At 63.6% G+C, this 15,380-nt stretch carries 9 protein-coding genes and 1 pseudogene; 2 read left to right on the top strand and 8 right to left on the bottom strand.

Going from position 1 to position 15,380, the window contains the following annotated elements; translation table 11 throughout:
- Window positions 1–50: 50 nt before the first annotated feature.
- From VMR06_RS16950 to VMR06_RS16930, 5 genes are all read right to left on the bottom strand, one after another.
- On the bottom strand, window positions 51–827 hold the full coding sequence (locus VMR06_RS16950; protein WP_325378517.1) for a polysaccharide biosynthesis protein: 777 nt from the start codon (window positions 825–827) through the stop codon (window positions 51–53).
- On the bottom strand, window positions 824–2,377 hold the full coding sequence (locus tag VMR06_RS16945) for an XrtA system polysaccharide chain length determinant (RefSeq protein WP_325378515.1): 1,554 nt from the start codon (window positions 2,375–2,377) through the stop codon (window positions 824–826). The genes VMR06_RS16950 and VMR06_RS16945 overlap by 4 nt, the downstream gene beginning before the upstream one ends.
- A gap of 15 nt (window positions 2,378–2,392) precedes the next feature.
- Complete coding sequence (locus VMR06_RS16940; protein WP_325378513.1) at window positions 2,393–2,998, bottom strand: XrtA/PEP-CTERM system exopolysaccharide export protein; 606 nt, start codon at window positions 2,996–2,998, stop codon at window positions 2,393–2,395.
- Between the two features lie 179 nt (window positions 2,999–3,177).
- On the bottom strand, window positions 3,178–4,185 hold the full coding sequence (locus VMR06_RS16935; protein ID WP_325378511.1) for an NAD-dependent epimerase: 1,008 nt from the start codon (window positions 4,183–4,185) through the stop codon (window positions 3,178–3,180).
- 10 nt (window positions 4,186–4,195) lie between these two features.
- On the bottom strand, window positions 4,196–5,488 hold the full coding sequence (locus tag VMR06_RS16930; RefSeq protein WP_325378509.1) for a nucleotide sugar dehydrogenase: 1,293 nt from the start codon (window positions 5,486–5,488) through the stop codon (window positions 4,196–4,198).
- A 422-nt stretch (window positions 5,489–5,910) separates the two neighbouring features.
- On the opposite strand from VMR06_RS16930, the gene yedA reads away from it, so the two are divergent.
- Entirely contained in the window at window positions 5,911–6,807 is an 897-nt protein-coding gene (gene yedA / locus VMR06_RS16925) for a drug/metabolite exporter YedA (protein ID WP_325378507.1), read from the top strand.
- A 167-nt stretch (window positions 6,808–6,974) separates the two neighbouring features.
- Window positions 6,975–8,057, top strand: a pseudogene (locus tag VMR06_RS16920) (IS3 family transposase).
- A 216-nt stretch (window positions 8,058–8,273) separates the two neighbouring features.
- Here the strand turns inward: VMR06_RS16920 and VMR06_RS16915 are convergent.
- The 3 genes from VMR06_RS16915 to VMR06_RS16905 all read right to left on the bottom strand — a co-directional run bounded on the left by VMR06_RS16915 (window position 8,274) and on the right by VMR06_RS16905 (window position 15,044).
- Window positions 8,274–8,786: a hypothetical protein gene (locus VMR06_RS16915; protein ID WP_325378505.1), complete on the bottom strand. Its 513-nt coding sequence runs from the start codon at window positions 8,784–8,786 to the stop codon at window positions 8,274–8,276.
- Window positions 8,787–9,968: 1,182 nt separating this feature from the next.
- On the bottom strand, window positions 9,969–10,406 hold the full coding sequence (locus tag VMR06_RS16910; RefSeq protein WP_325378503.1) for a hypothetical protein: 438 nt from the start codon (window positions 10,404–10,406) through the stop codon (window positions 9,969–9,971).
- On the bottom strand, window positions 10,407–15,044 hold the full coding sequence (locus VMR06_RS16905) for an RHS repeat-associated core domain-containing protein (RefSeq protein ID WP_325378501.1): 4,638 nt from the start codon (window positions 15,042–15,044) through the stop codon (window positions 10,407–10,409).
- Window positions 15,045–15,380: the final 336 nt, after the last annotated feature.

Here is a 15,380-nt window from a genome sequence, read left to right as displayed (position 1 = left end):
GCCGCCCGCACCGGCCGCTGCCGATGCGCTCCGTCCGCGCCACGCGCCGTTCACGGCGGATGGTTGAAGACGATGCCAGCCAGCTTGTTCGGATCGAAGCCGGCCACCGCCTGCGCGATCGCCTTCGGCGACTCGCGGCCGTAGCCGACCACCAGCACGACGAAATCGGCCAGGTCCGCCAGGATGCGCGCGTCGGGCGAGCCCTTCACGGCCGGACCGTCGAGGAACAGGTAGCGGTCCGGATAGCGGCTGCGCAGCGAGTCGATCAGCGCGCGCATGCGGAACGAGGAGAAGTACTCCGCGCCCATCTCGCGCGACTTGCCGGTCGGAATCAGGCGCAGGCGCGGCACGCCGGTCGGATAGAAGGCCTTCTCGATGCCCTGCGAGGGATGCTCCAGATAGTCGATCAGGCCGCCGTCCTTCGGGTCGATGCCCAGCGTCTTGTGCTGGCTCGGATGGCGCAGGTTGCAGTCGATCAGCAGTGCGGTCTTGGCCTCGTCGAACGCGAACGCCGCGGCGAGGTTGCGGGCGACGAAGCTGCCGCCGGAGCCCGGTCCGATCGGCGCGACCATCGTGACGAAGTTGTGGTCGCCGCCCATCGCCAGCAGCTTGGTGCGGATCTCGCGGAACGCATCGGCCTGCTGGCGCGCGCCCTCGCGATGGATCAGGCGACGCTCCTCGAGCTGGCGCGGCGCGAGCAGCGCGGTCTCGCCCATGCGCGCGATCGAGCGGCTCGCCGAGGCGCGTTGCGCAAGGCCGCCGGCACCGGTCGGCGGCACATCGCCGATGCGCTCGGGCAGCGACTTGTCCGGTTCGTTCTGAGTCATATCGCCTTCGCCAGTCGCAGCCAGAACAGCAGCGCATACGCCGCGACCACGCCGAGCACGATCAGCACCGTCAGCATCGTGCGGAAGCGGGCGCGCAGGCGGTCGCGCGAGGTGGTGTAGGTCGGCACGCTCGCCAGCACCGGCACGCCGGCGACCTGCTCGAGCCGCTCGGCGGTGCGGATGCGCGGATCGAACTGCGCGAGCAGGAACAGCAGCGCCAGCGGGAACGCCAGCCCCAGGCCGATGCCGGCCATGCCGAAATGCGCGAAGCGCAGGCCGATCGGCTGCACCGGCAGCAGGGCCGGCTCCTGGATCCGGAACGACAGGCCGCGCTTCTCGGCGTCGAGGTTCATCGACACGCGCGCGTTCTCGCGCCGGCGCAGCAGGTCCTGGTAGATGTCGCGGTTGACCTCGTAGTCGCGCGTCAGCTCGGCCAGCACGTTCTCGGAGTTGGCGATGCGGCGGCTGCGGTCGAGCTCGGCGGTCAGCATCGTGCTGCTGGCGTTGTAGCGCGACTCGATCGCGGCGATGTTGCGGCGGGTCTCGGCGAGGCGGCTCTTGAGCTCCTGATACAGCGGATTGAACTGCGCGTTCTCGTCGGTCGGCGCCATCGGACTGCCGAGCGCGCGGCGCCGCTCCGCTGCGGCCTGCTCGTTGCGGATCGCCTCCTGCAGATCGGCCATCTGATGGCGTACGCGGACCACGTCCGGGTGCTGGTCGGTGTAGTTCAGCAGCAGGCGGTCGAGCTCGGCCTGGAGCTCCACCAGCTGCAGGCGATACTGCGATTCGCGCGTCTGCACCGCGCTGACGTCCGACTCGCCCGACAGCTGCGAGACCAGGGCCGACTCGCGCGAGCGCAGCTCCATGATCTCCATGTTGGCGGTGTCGGCCTGGCGGCGCAGCTCGCTGATGCGCGCGTTGACGTCGGTCTCGGTGCCGGGGCGCGCGTCGGGATTCTTGTTGCGGTAGTCCATCAGCTTGGCCTCCGCATCGGTCAGCTTGGTGTGGTACTCCTGCACCTGGCTGTCGACGAAGTGGTAGGCCTCGCGGCTCTCGCGCTCCTTGGCGTCGAGGCTCTCGTTGATGAAGAGCTCGGCCATGCTGCTGGCGACCTTGAACGCGCGCTCCGGGTCCGAATCCATGTAGCTGATGCGGATCAGGTTCTCGCGCGGGCTGGCGATGCGCGTGGCGCTCTTGATCTCCTCGATGCGCCGCTCCTGCTCGATCGCGCTCGGGTTGTCGGCGAGCCAGCCGCCGAGCTGCAGCACCTCGTTCATGACCTTGCGGCCGAACACCACCTCGCGCGCGATCGCGGCGCGATCGCCGACGCCGGTCGGCACGGCGCGCCCTTCCATCAGCGGCTGGATGATGTTGGTCTCCTGGACCAGGATCGTCGAGGCCGACTCGTATTTCTTCTTCCACACCACGCCGAGCGCGAGCGCGGCCAGCGCGATCACGGCGAACGTCACGGCCAGCGCGACGCGGCGGCGCCAGGCCTCGCGCCCCATGATCGGCAGCAGCGAGGCGAGCGACGGCATTTGATCGTTCATGGCCATGGCGCCGCGTCAGAACGCCCGTTCCGGCACGGTGACCACGTCACCGGCCTGGACCGGCAGATTGGTCGACAGGTCGCCCTTCTTGAGGATGCGGTCGAGCTTGATCGGGAAGGTCTTCACGCTGTCGCCTTCCTTGCGGTACAGCCGCGTATTGTCGGCCGATGCGAACTCGTTGGTGCCGCCGGCGGCGAGCACCGCGTCGAGCACGCTCATGCCCTGCCGGTACGGCAGCGACACCGGCTGGCGCACCGCACCGGTCACGCGCACGCGCGCCAGGTACTCGTGGCTGCGCAGCTCGGTCAGGATCACCGCCACCTGCGGATCGCGCACGTAGGTCGCCAGCTTGCCCTTGATGTCCTCGGCCACGTCCTGCGGATGGCGCCCGCCGGCGTCGACGTCGCCGATCAGCGGAACCGAGATCTTGCCGTCCGGCCGCACCGGCACCGAGACGCTGAGGTCCGGATTGCGCCACACCGACACCTGCACCACGTCGTCCACGCCGATCCGATAGGTCTCCACCGGCGGCGACACCGCCTGGACCTCCGGCAACGCGTCCTGGGCGATCGCAGGGAGCGCCGCGGCCAGCAGCACGACGGCCATTCCAAGCCGACTCATCCACGCATTCATCGAACATCCCCTCTCGCGAGTGAAGAAGAGTAACCCAGCTGCGACTCAACTGTGAACCAGTTCACATTTCTATGCAGGATCGACCGCATCGCGCCGGTCCCGGTTCCCGCCTGTCCCCTCGCCCGGCAGGGACCCGGGCGCGGGGACTGTGCCCGCGCCGGTGCCCGCTAAACGTGATAGAAGTCGCGGTACCACTCGACGAAACGCGCCACGCCTTCCTCCACCGGCGTCCGCGGCGAATAGCCGGTGTCGCGCATCAGCTCCTCGACGTCCGCGTGGGTGTCCGGCACGTCGCCCGGCTGCAGCGGCAGCAGGATCTTCTCCGCCGTCCGGCCCAGACAGCGCTCGATCACCTCGATGTACTGGCCCAGCTGCACCGGCTGATGGTTGCCGATGTTGTAGACCCGGTACGGCGCTGCCGAGGTGCCCGGCTGCGGCGTCAGCGGATCGAAGCCGGGATCGGGCCCCGGCACGCGTTCCAGGGTGCGGATCACGCCTTCGACGATGTCGTCCACATACGTGAAATCGCGGGTGTGCTGGCCATGGTTGAACACTTCGATCGGCTCGCCGGCCAGGATCTTGCGCGTGAACAGGAACAGCGCCATGTCCGGCCGGCCCCAGGGGCCATAGACCGTGAAGAAGCGCAGACCCGTCGTCGGCAGGCCGTACAGATGGCTGTAGGTGTGCGCCATCAGCTCGTTGGCCTTCTTGGTCGCCGCGTACAGGCTGACCGGATGGTCGACCGCATCGCGCACCGAGAACGGCAGCTTGCGGTTGGCTCCGTAGACCGAGCTCGACGAGGCGTAGACCAGGTGCTCGACGCCGCCGTGCCGGCAGGCCTCGAGGATGTTGATGAAGCCGACCAGGTTCGACTCCACGTACGCGTACGGATTGGTCAGCGAATAGCGCACGCCGGCCTGCGCGGCCAGGTTGACGACGCGCTGCGGCCGGAAGTCCGCGAACGCCGCCTCCAGCGCCGGGCGGTCCTCGAGCGAAGCCTTGACGAAGCGAAACCCCGGCTGCGGCGTCAGCCGCGCCAGCCGCGCATCCTTGAGCGTAGGGTCGTAGTAGTCGTTGAGATTGTCGTAGCCGAGCACTTCGTCGCCGCGCGCCAGCAGGCGATGGCTCAGCGCCGATCCGATGAAGCCGGCCGCGCCGGTGACGAGGATACGCACAGTGGGGTCCTCAGAGCCGGTCGTCGACGGCCGCGCGCGGCAGCGCGTGCTTGACGTCGAACAGCACGCAGTCGGCCTTGCCGAGCGCGCGGATCCGCTCGACGCCGAGATCGGCGAACTGCCGGTGCGCGACCGCCAGGATGATCGCGTCGTAGCGGCCCTCGACCAGCTCGGGCATCAGGTCCAGGCCGTACTCGTGGCGCGCCTCCTCGGCGCTGACCCACGGGTCGTAGACCTCGACGTTGGCGTTGTAGCTCTCGAGCTCGGCGACCACGTCGATCACGCGCGTATTGCGCAGGTCCGGGCAGTTCTCCTTGAACGCCAGGCCCAGCACCAGGATGTTGGACTGCGCCGCGTGCACGCGCCGCTGCGTCATCAGCTTCACGACGCGCTGCGCGACGTGCTGGCCCATGCCGTCGTTGATGCGGCGGCCCGACAGGATCACCTCCGGGTGATAGCCGATCTGCTGCGCCTTGTGCGTGAGGTAGTACGGATCCACGCCGATGCAGTGGCCGCCGACCAGGCCGGGCCGGAACGGCAGGAAGTTCCACTTGGTGCCGGCGGCCGCCAGCACTTCGCTGGTGTCGATGCCCAGGCGATGGAAGATCAGCGAGAGCTCGTTGACGAGCGCGATGTTGAGGTCGCGCTGCGTGTTCTCGATGACCTTGGCCGCCTCGGCGACGCGGATGCTCGAGGCTTTGTGCGTGCCGGCCGTGATCACGCGCCGGTACAGCGCGTCGACGAAATCGGCCGCCGCCGGCGTCGAGGCGGACGTGACCTTCATGATCGTCTCGAGCCGGTGCTGCTTGTCGCCCGGGTTGATCCGCTCCGGGCTGTAGCCGGCGTAGAAATCGACGTTGAAGCGCAGACCCGATTCGCGCTCGATGATCGGCACGCAGACCTCCTCGGTCGCGCCCGGATAGACCGTCGATTCGAAGATCGCCACGCCGCCGCGTCCGATCGCCCGGCCGACCGTGCGGCTGGCCGACTCGAGCGGCGTCAGGTCCGGCCGCTTCGCGTCGTCGATCGGCGTCGGCACGGTGACGATGAAGACGTTGCACTCGGCGAGATCCGCCGGATCGGCGCTGAAGCGCAGCTGCGGCGTCGCCGCCAGCTCTTCCGGCGAGACTTCGAGCGTGTGGTCGCGATGCTGCTTGAGCTCGTCGATGCGCGCGCGGTTGATGTCGAAGCCCAGGGTCGGCAGGACACGGCCGAATCCGACCGCCAGCGGCAGTCCGACATAACCGAGTCCGATCACCGCAACGCGGGTCGCGTCCTGACCGGGAAGGGCTGCGGCATCCATCGTTGGCTCCACCACGAGTTGGCTCCACCACGAAAACGGGGCCGCAAGTCTAGCAGGATGTCCCGGCGCCTCCGTGGCGGCCGGGGCACCGTCCGGGTGCCTTGCCGGGCGACGTCCGGACCGCCCGCGCGGACCCGGCGCGACTTCGATCGACACCATTCGATGACGCCGGGCGGCGGCGGTCGCCAAGGTCCGCCGCCGCGCCGGGGAGCGTCCCCGTGCCCCCGACCGTCCATGCCGGCGCGCTACTGTGCCCAATCGCAGCGGCCCGGCGCATTGGGTGATTCGCTGACAAACGTGTAGGAAATTTCCTACACGCCCCCGGCCGGCGAATGGCTCCATCCGCACCCATGCGCAATGGCGCTGGCCGCGGCCACCGGTTGCGGGTAGGGTCGCGGCCCCGCCCCGTGCGCGCCCCGACCATGAGCCCTGCTCCCTCTTCCACGCCCGCCGGCGCGCCCGATCGCCGCTGGCCGATCGCGCTGTCGCTGCTCGCGCTGTACCTGATCTGGGGTTCGACCTATCTGGCGATCCGCGTTGCGCTCGAGAGCTGGCCGCCGTTCCTGATGGCGGCGATCCGCTTCCTGGTCGCCGGCGGCCTGCTCTACGGCTTCCTGCGCTGGCGCGGCAGCGCCGCGCCGACCCGCGCGCAATGGGGCAATGCCGCCGTCACCGGCACCCTGCTGCTCGGCCTCGGCAACGGACTGGTCTGCTATGCCGAGCAGTCGGTCGCCTCCGGTCTGGCTGCCGTCGCGGTCGCCAGCATGCCGCTGTTCGCGGCGCTGTTCGGCACCGCCTACGGCCAGCGGCCACGCCGCATCGAATGGATCGGCCTGGGCATCGGTTTCCTCGGCGTCATCCTGTTGAACCTCGGCGGCGGCATGAACGGCGCCCCAGCCGGCGCCGCCGCCTTGGTCATCGCGGCGGCCGCCTGGGCGTTCGGATCGGTCTGGAGCCGCGGCCGCGACATGCCGCCGGCCGCGATGAACACCGCCGCGCAGATGCTCTGCGGCGGCGCGATCCTGAGCGTGGCCGCGCTGATCTTCGGCGAGCGCCTGCCGTCCGACCCGACACTGCCGGCGACGCTGGCGGTGATCTACCTGATCGTGTTCGGCTCGCTGATCGCGTTCACCGCGTATCTGTACCTGCTCGCCAACGTGCGCCCGGTGCTGGCGACCAGCTACGCCTACGTCAACCCGCCGGTCGCGGTGCTGATCGGCGCCGGCTTGGCCGGCGAAGCCGTGGGCCTGAGCGATCTGGTCGCGATGGCGGTGATTCTCGGTGGCGTGGCGTTGATTACGTTGACGCGGGGGAAGTGAGGTGTTGCATCCCAATTGAGGGCACCTCGAATAACACCCTTTCCAGGATTTGCGCTTCAGAAGTGAGCACCATCGTCGTCGGACAACGCCTTCGGCCGGTGACCTGAGACGAATCGTGTAGCCATGCGGATGGTGAGTTCTCTACCCTTACCAGGCAAGGAGAACTCATGAAGAAGCGTTTTACCGACGAGCAGATCATCACGATCCTTCGCGAGGCCGAGGCCGGCGCGATGCCGATCAAAGCCCTGTGCAAGAAGCACAACATCACAGAGCAGACCTTCTTCCGCTGGCGTGACAAGTTCGGCGGGATGGACGTGCCGGACGCGCGGCGGCTGAAGGATCTCGAGTCGGAGAACAGCCGACTGAAGCGCTTGGTCGCCGAGCAGATGCTGGTGATCGACGGGATGAAGGAGATCGTCCGAATAAAATGACGACCCCGACGGCGCGGCGCGAGTCGGTCCAGGTGCTGGTCCGTCGGGGAGTTTCGCAACGCAAGACGTGCCGGTATCTGGGCCTGAGCCGGCGCATCAGCAGCTACGAGCCGACGCAGCTCGAGAAAGAAGCTTTTGGCGGCCTCGCCGCAGGTGCCGCGGTTCGGCTATCGGCGGATGGCGGCGTGGCTGGCGCTTGGCGAGGCCCGCGAGCGTCGTCAGTAGCGGGCGCTCGGCCTGAACATCCCTCGCCGTCGCCCGCGTCGTCGGCGTTCGGGCAGTGACATCCGACTGCCTGGCGCCGTGCGGCCTAACGCGGTCTGCAGCTACGACTTCGTGCACGACCAGATGGTCGACGGCCGCGCATTGAAGCTGCTGTGCGTGATCGACGAGTACACGCGCGAGTGCTTGGCGATCGAGGTGGGTGCCAGTCTGCGGGCGCAGAACGTGATCCTGACGCTGTCGCGGCTGATGCGGCTGTATGGGAAGCCGGCGTTCATGCGCTCGGATAACGGCGCCGAGTTCACTGCGGCCAAAGTCATGCGCTGGCTGCGCGACGCGGCGATCGTCCCGGCCTTCATCGCGTCGGGCAGCCCTTGGCAGAACGGTTTCGTCGAAAGCTTCAACGGCAAACTGCGCGACGAGCCACTCAATCGCGAATGGTTCCACAGTTGCACCGAAGCGAAGGTACTGATCGAGCGCTGGCGGCTGTTTTACAACGAGCAGCGGCCGCAAAGCGCGCATCGCTATAAGACTCCGGTCAGCATCCGCCAGGTGTGGCAGGAACCCGATACCATTCAATCCGGACTCACCGCCTGATTGGCTACAAAATTCGTACGCAGGTCAAGGTCGGCGCGACGTGCGGCGGAGGCGATCTTCGACAACGGGTTTGAAGCCGCCTGAATTTCTTCCGATCGCCCCCAGAAATCTCAGTCACGCCAAATCTTCGGAAGATTGCTTTAGGGCACAGAGCAACTGAAACAAACGTAGAGTTGCTCGCCCATATTCATTCCTGATGGTCAAGAATACATCCAACTATCCATTAGATCCAAGCTTCTCAATCCTATCTATCGCCACAGCCATTAGCTGATCCAGCTCTAACGAAGGACGCGCAGCCAGCATCGAATGGGTCCTCAAAACGTCTAGACCCAATAAAACCCCACCCACAGACGAAGCGTCATCAGATTTCCACAACATGCTCTCAAGAATCGGAAGCGCCACCTCAAACGAGTTAGCTCTTGCGATGAAATCACATGCCATCAATGCATAATCACTATCCACACCTTTGCCATAAGTATCTCTGATCCATGACGAGATACAACCAAGCTGCGCATCGGTAAATTTATCTCTACTTAGGTAAATTTCCCTAACAGCACGATCGTAACCGCGCAATGATACAAAATTTTTAGAGTGAAATATTTTCTCAATGAAGTTCATCAGTTTCGCATCGACAGGATGGATCAAGAAATATGTAGACAACATCTCCCCCAAAGATTCGGCGGTGCGTCGCGCACTGCCAATTGGAGCTTTGTCAATCTGATCTTTCATAGCGGCGAAATCCCTTTCGCCGAGTGATGACTCATAATTCATTTTAATTAGCCAAAAACACCATCACGCATGCGGCACCCGCTCGCACGGCTATTCGCCCCAAAACGGCTGCAGTAGCCCCAGCGGCGGCAGCCGCCCCACATGTTCTAGGGTTCTCTTCACACCAGTTATCCGGTCCACAATCATCATCATAGCGATCCTCGTTGCGCCTCAGGTCATTCCATAGTTTGTTTATGATTGTTCGATGCCCCCGACGCGTTTGATAAAGCTGCTCACCAGCACCTATGCGCTCTGGCAAAAAATTTACATTAGCATCGAGTTCAAAATTCCTCTTCTCAATTCGCGCTGAATTGGCGCGCAGCCGTCGTCCGATCGATCCCGGTATGCCGACCCGCGATGCCTCTGTGCGCCGCACCGCGTGCCGTTTGTCGCGTCCGCCTCGCCTATGGCGCGGGCACTCCACCCCATGGGCGTCCCTCACTTCCGGCGCGGCGGTTGCACAGTGCGAACGCAGCGTGAGGCTCCTGCGCGTCTGCCGTGCGTATCCGTCATCCATGGCCCGGCCGCTATCGCCCGGGAGAGTCCGATGTCCAAGCCCCGTCGACTACTCCGCAACCACCACGCCTCGCGACCGAGACTATCCGCATGCTGCAGGAGCGCCGCCGTTCGCTCAAACGGCTCGGCGCTGCCGGCGCCTTCGCTGGCCTGAGTGCCGATTCCGTCCGATACCGAAAGCCTCTGCGCCGGCCGACGGCAACAACGGCCCGAACGTGACCGGGCATCGGGCGAACGGACATCCTCCCGAGCCTCGGCACGTCCGGCACCACCGTCGCGCCAAGCATCCCGATGAGCCTCACGCTGCAGCGGGTCAGCACCACGACGAATTGCGCCCCGCGTGCCGGTACCGCCGTCTACATCTGGCAGTGCGACGCCGGCGGCCGCTAGTCGATGTACTCATCGGGCGCGCAGACCCAAAACTACCTGCGCGGCGTGCAGGTCAGCCACGCCAACGGCTATACCTGACCCCTCGAAGTCGGCGTGGCGCTGTCGGTCGAGGCAATTTCATAGATGGCTAAAAAAACCATTTCAGGTTACGCCAAGGGCGGAACGATAAATATTAAAGATGAGGGCAATTTCCAGGAAAATGATCGATTAGTGCAACGCACACACCATGCCATTGCTCTACCGAGGCTCAATAATGGTCCCATCCATCAAAATAGCGAGCCAATCGCTCGCCGTGTAAGGCGCACCGCCGACCGGCGTTAGTTCAACGACGTAGTACCAACCACCCAGCAGTGACGAGCAACCGGAGGACGTAAGAGATATCCTCCTGACATCAACCCCAATCTCACTATGTCGATCAGCTATCCACTCTGTAGATAGCTTGTAAACTTCCGAGGCCGACAACGGGACGCTTTCACCGGAAGAAGGATTCCATTTCGGAGCAACCCTAAGCTGCTCCGAATCAATCACCAACTCAACCATTTTTCCGCCAGACCCAGCAGCTCGCATTACCACCATCTTTCCGCAAGAAGAGGCTTCGGCAGAAGAAAATAATAAAAGCGAGCTCAGAAATAACAACGACCAGACACCCAATATTCTAAAATTCATTTCAGTCACTCATTGCAAGCTTTCAATTATCCGAATACAATCTAGAACTGGAACAAAGCTAGATATTTGTCTGTCATAATTCTCCAGCTCAACCCTTATACGATCTACATAGCCAAGTATTTCCTCCACATCAGACCATCTATAAGTTTCAACGCAGCCCAAGCAAAGCTCCATACAGCTCATGTTTCTAAATACCTGGAAGGTGTCGGAGTATTTTTCCACCTTGGTAATAAGGCATACTCCATTCCGCTTTCCGATGTGAAATGATCTAGGAAGCCGCCCAGACAATCTTGTTGGAGGCCTAGGGGGCATGTTTGTCACATACTCATGGAAGCCATCATATCTCCACGCCTCTCCCAGGAAGTCACTACCAACCAGCCTCTCCCCTTTAAATCCAGGGATACAGAAGAGCTTAGTACATGGTGACAATCCGTTCTTGTCGAAGAACACTAAAGGATTCACATAAGAATAGCGATAAGTATTCAGCCCGCCATTAAGTCCAATCGGATCACTCTCTATATACCGTCCCGTACCGGGCTCGTAATCCCTGAAGTAGTTGTAGTGCAACCCCGTCTCCGCATCGTAGGCCTGGCCCGGATAGCGCAGATCGAGCGCGAGCGCGCCGCTCGCCGGTACCGTCGGCGCGTGCTCGCCGAAAGCCGTGCCGAAGAAGTTCCAGCGCCAGCGCCAGGCATTGGTCGCCGGATCGGCCGCGACGCGCGGTGTGCCGAGATGATCGGTTTCCAGGTACGCGATGCCGACCGCATCGACGGTCGCCACCGGCACATCGTCCAGATACACGTACTCCCGGAACGCATTGGTGCCGAACCCGCTCGTGCTCTGCACGAAACTGTGCAACCGCTTGCCGCTCTCGTCGTGCACCACTTCTTCGCGCGTGAGGTCGCGCAACTTGTGCACCCGCTCGCCGCGTCCGTTGTAGTGGTAGCTGATCTTCTCGGTGCCGACGGTGATCCTGGCCAGACGGTTGCGGTCGTCGTAGGCCATTGGCGAGGCGAACGGCGCCGCGGTCAGATTGCCATTGGCGTCGTGGCTGCGACCGACGCCGCCGACGCTGGCCAGACGATGGCTGCCCGATGCGTAGGTGTAGGCCTGCGGCGTGCCTGCGCCGACGGTCTTGCTGAGGCGGTCTCCAGTCGGCCCATACGTGAAGGCCTCGACCGGCGCGGCGCCGGCCGTCGAACCGGTGAGCCGATACAGGCGATCGTAGCTGTAGGTGACCTGGGCTGACCCGCCTATCACGTCCGTGCCATCCACGATGTTGCCCATCACGTCGACCGTCAGGTCCATCTTCAGACCATCGACGTGACTGCTCTGGATCGCATCGATCGCATAGTCTTGATCGTAGGTCTTGGTCAGCGTGCGCCCGTTGCCGTAAGTCAGCACGTTGAGCGGGCCGAACGGATAGTACGTCGCGCTGCTGACGAGAGTCTGCGGGGTGGCCGAAGCATTGGCTTTCCACGTGATGCCGCTGATCTGACCGATCGTGTTGCGCGTATAGGTCGCGATGCCGCCGCTCGGATACGTCAGCGTGGCCAGGCGATCGGCCTTGGTCCAGGTGTAGTCGACGGTGTACAGACTCAGCGTCGCCGACATGAGCTGCCTCTTTCGGGTGACGTTGCCACGCCGGTCGTAGCAGTACGTGGTCGTGCCGGTCTCTTCGGTGATCCGCGTCAGCCGGCCGGCCGGATACGAGCCACTGCAGCCGGTCGTGCCGTCCGGCTGGTCGTAGGCGTAGCTTGTATTGAGTGTACTGGTCGGGTAGCTGATACCGGTCAGGCGATTGAGCGCATCGTAGGTATAGGTGGTCACGATGCCGCGCGCGTCGGTCTGGGTGCGCCGGTTGCCGGCAGCGTCGTAGGTGTAGGCGGTGCTGCCGGTATCCGGACTCGAGAGACCGGTCTGATCGTTCAGGCCGTCATACGTGTAGGTCGTGGTCAGACCGTCCGGATCGGTCACGCTGACCAGGTTGTCGCGGGCGTCGTAGCCATAACCGGTCGTGGTATCGCGCGTGGCGAGGTCCGGCCCCAGATAGTCCCGGATCGTCTGCGTCAGCCGGTTCAGCGGATCATAGCTCTGCCGTGTTTCGACGCCGAGCCCATCGACGACCTGGGTCGGATTGCCGTTGTCGTCGTAACCGCCCAGCGTCGGCCAGGTCTGCGTGGCCTGATTCTGGGCATTGATCTGCGAGGTCAACTGTCCGAGCTGGTCGTAGGTCCGCCGCAGCGTTCGCTTGACCAAGCTTGCTCCGTTGCGGGTCTCCTCGACGACGCGGTTGCCGGCCCCGTCGAGACAGTTGGCCGTACCGACACCGCCAGGGCAGTAGTCGAGCGTGTTGCCGAGGTTGTCGGTGACACTCAGCAACCGGTGCGCCGCGTCATAGCCGTAATCCAGATAGCTGCCGTCGGGCTGGGTCACGCGCGTGACGTTGCCGACGGCGTCATAAGCCAGCGTGGTCGTCGCATCGTCGGTCGACGGGAAGCCGCTGGCGTTGGCGCGTACGGTCCGCGTGGCCAGCCAGCCGCGTGGGTGATAGCTGAAGTCGGTCAGCGTGCCGTTGGCGTCCTTGGCACGCGTGATGCGGCCGTTCTTGTCGTAGCTGACCGTCTCGACGACATGGCCGAGCGCATTGGTGACCTTCCAGAGGTCGCCCTTGCGGTACGTGCAGGCGCCTGCGCTGGCGCAGGTCGGATCATCGGCCGCGCGATATGTATAGGTCGTCACGTCGTCCAGACCGCTCATTCCCGCATCGGCACTCACGCGCGGGCCGTTGACCGACACCAGCAAGCCGACCAGCGGACAGGTGCCGAGCGTTACGTCGGCCGATTCGCAGTAGGTCATCACCGTCCGCCGCACCTTGGCGCCCGTCGGCGGCGCCGCGGTCGCGCTGCAGGTATAGGCCATCGCGGCGGTATCCGCAGGATCGATCTCGCAAGTCGCCGTCGCCTGACCGCGGGCATTGCGTGCGTGCACGACGCGCGCCACCACATTGGACGCGGCGTCCTTGCGGCGCGTTTCCAGCACGACATTGAGGGTGCTGTCCCAGTCGCTCTCGATTCGTTGTTGAGATGCGGTTCCCGTGGCGTTGATCGTCGCCGTGCGATGCAAGCCGTTGGCCGAGTACTCGTACGTCCGGACCACGCCGCGCGGGTCGGTCATCGTCACCGGACGGACGGCCGTGTCGAACGTGAAGGTCGTCGTTCGCTGAGTGCCGGTCACCGTGTCGGTGTCGAGCCAGGCGCGCTCCTTGCGGAACAGGCCCGTCGTGAAGTCGATCACGCGCTGCTTGCCGCTCGGCAGCGTCAGTGTCGCTTGCGCGGGGCCCGTGTAAGCCAACTCGAGCCGGTCCACGCCGCCGGCGTGGCTACTCGAGATCACACGCTCGTGATGGTCGTACTGGTATGTGGCAAACCGGCTCACCGGCAGCATCGAACCCGGTGCGGGCACGTCGCTGATACCGGTCAGCAGGTGCGGGAAGCCACCCACCGGCACCGTACCGCCTGTGCAGGCCCCCGGCATCGAAGTCGGACAGATGTTCGCCGCCTCGTTGTAGTGATACTGACGACCCGATCCATCCGGATACGTCACCGAGGCGAGATTGCCGGCGGCGTCATAGGTGTAGCTAACGAAATCGCCATCGGGAAGGCCGATGTGAAGCAGACGAAAATTCGAGCATTCCACGTCCAGCGTGCAACTTGCAGGAGACGTGTTGATGAAACCGTATACGAAATCCAGTGAGCGGCCAAATGCATCGGTGATTTTCTGCAGTTCGCCATATGGAACGAACATTCCCGATCCCAGATCGATCCTGGCACTTGCATAGGTATAGACGATATCGGGCTGCGGGCTTCCCTTTGCCTCAACGGTGAGAATACGGCCGCTCGAATCGAACCGCCGTACCACCTGCTCTCCAACCTTGGACAGCTCCCAGCCTGTGGTACCCAAACGCGTCAGAACGGACCCCGGCATGTTGATCGACCGATACACGTCCGTCGTGCCTTGCCGGTCGTAACGGTCCAGATAACCCTCTTCATCCGCGTGAAGCACGTGAGTCGGCGAACTGTTTGGCGCGATGATCCGCTCGCTGGAAGGCGTGCTCCAGCCCTGACCGAACCGCCTCGAAGGAGACGTCAGGCGCAGCGAGTTATAGGTGCGCGCAATGGAAAGAAGACCAAGTCGATAATCCACCTCAGCCTGCGTCTTTGAACCATTAGCAGGTATGCATGGATTTTCGTAGGTACACTGCCGGCTCGGAATCTGGTAAGCGGATATCCACGCGGTCTTACCGCTGGCGCAAACGAGTTTCGGATCAACCAACTGATCTTGCGTATAGAAGTTCTGAGCATTTATCGGGCCCGCTTCAGCGAGCAGCCCGGTCTCGCAAGAATAAACCTCGGTTCTTCCTATCACATAGGCATCGTAGATCGTATCTTGACAGACCGAACCGACCCTGCGCTCATAGGCAATCGTGAAGGACTTATTAAACGGCTGCCGAGGATGTCCATCGCTGAAGAAATATGAATTTGAATAACCGAATCCACCGGTACCCGACGGAAATGACACATCGTTGATGGAGCTTACGCGAAAGGTGCTCAACGGCGGCGACGGCCACGGAGTTTCGCTGACCACGCGCGGGTCGCACTGGCTGCTCCTATTGTCAAGTATTGCCTGGGTCAGCTCTGAAACATCACCTCCGTAGATTTGACATCGATGACAAAAACCGCCGGCACAACTTGCGGTTGATGCATAGCATTGCGCGGGACCCCCATATGGACAGCCGCAAACGGTCGTGTACTCGTTAGCCGCCGACGCATAATCCGCGATGATCCCCGTGTGAGGGCGAGGGTAAACTTTATAATAGAAGTTGATCTGAGTAGGGTTACTTAGAGCACCGCCGGAAAGAGTAATTCGATCCTCTCGCTCCAAGAATCGCCGTCCGCTTGGCGTAGCACCTTCCAGTCGAAT

This window comes from Dokdonella sp., from assembly GCF_035511235.1.
In the GTDB taxonomy this organism is placed as follows: Bacteria; Pseudomonadota; Gammaproteobacteria; order Xanthomonadales; family Rhodanobacteraceae; genus Dokdonella.
Note: the sequence above shows the minus strand (reverse complement) of the source record. Positions and strands in the feature narration are given on the sequence as shown.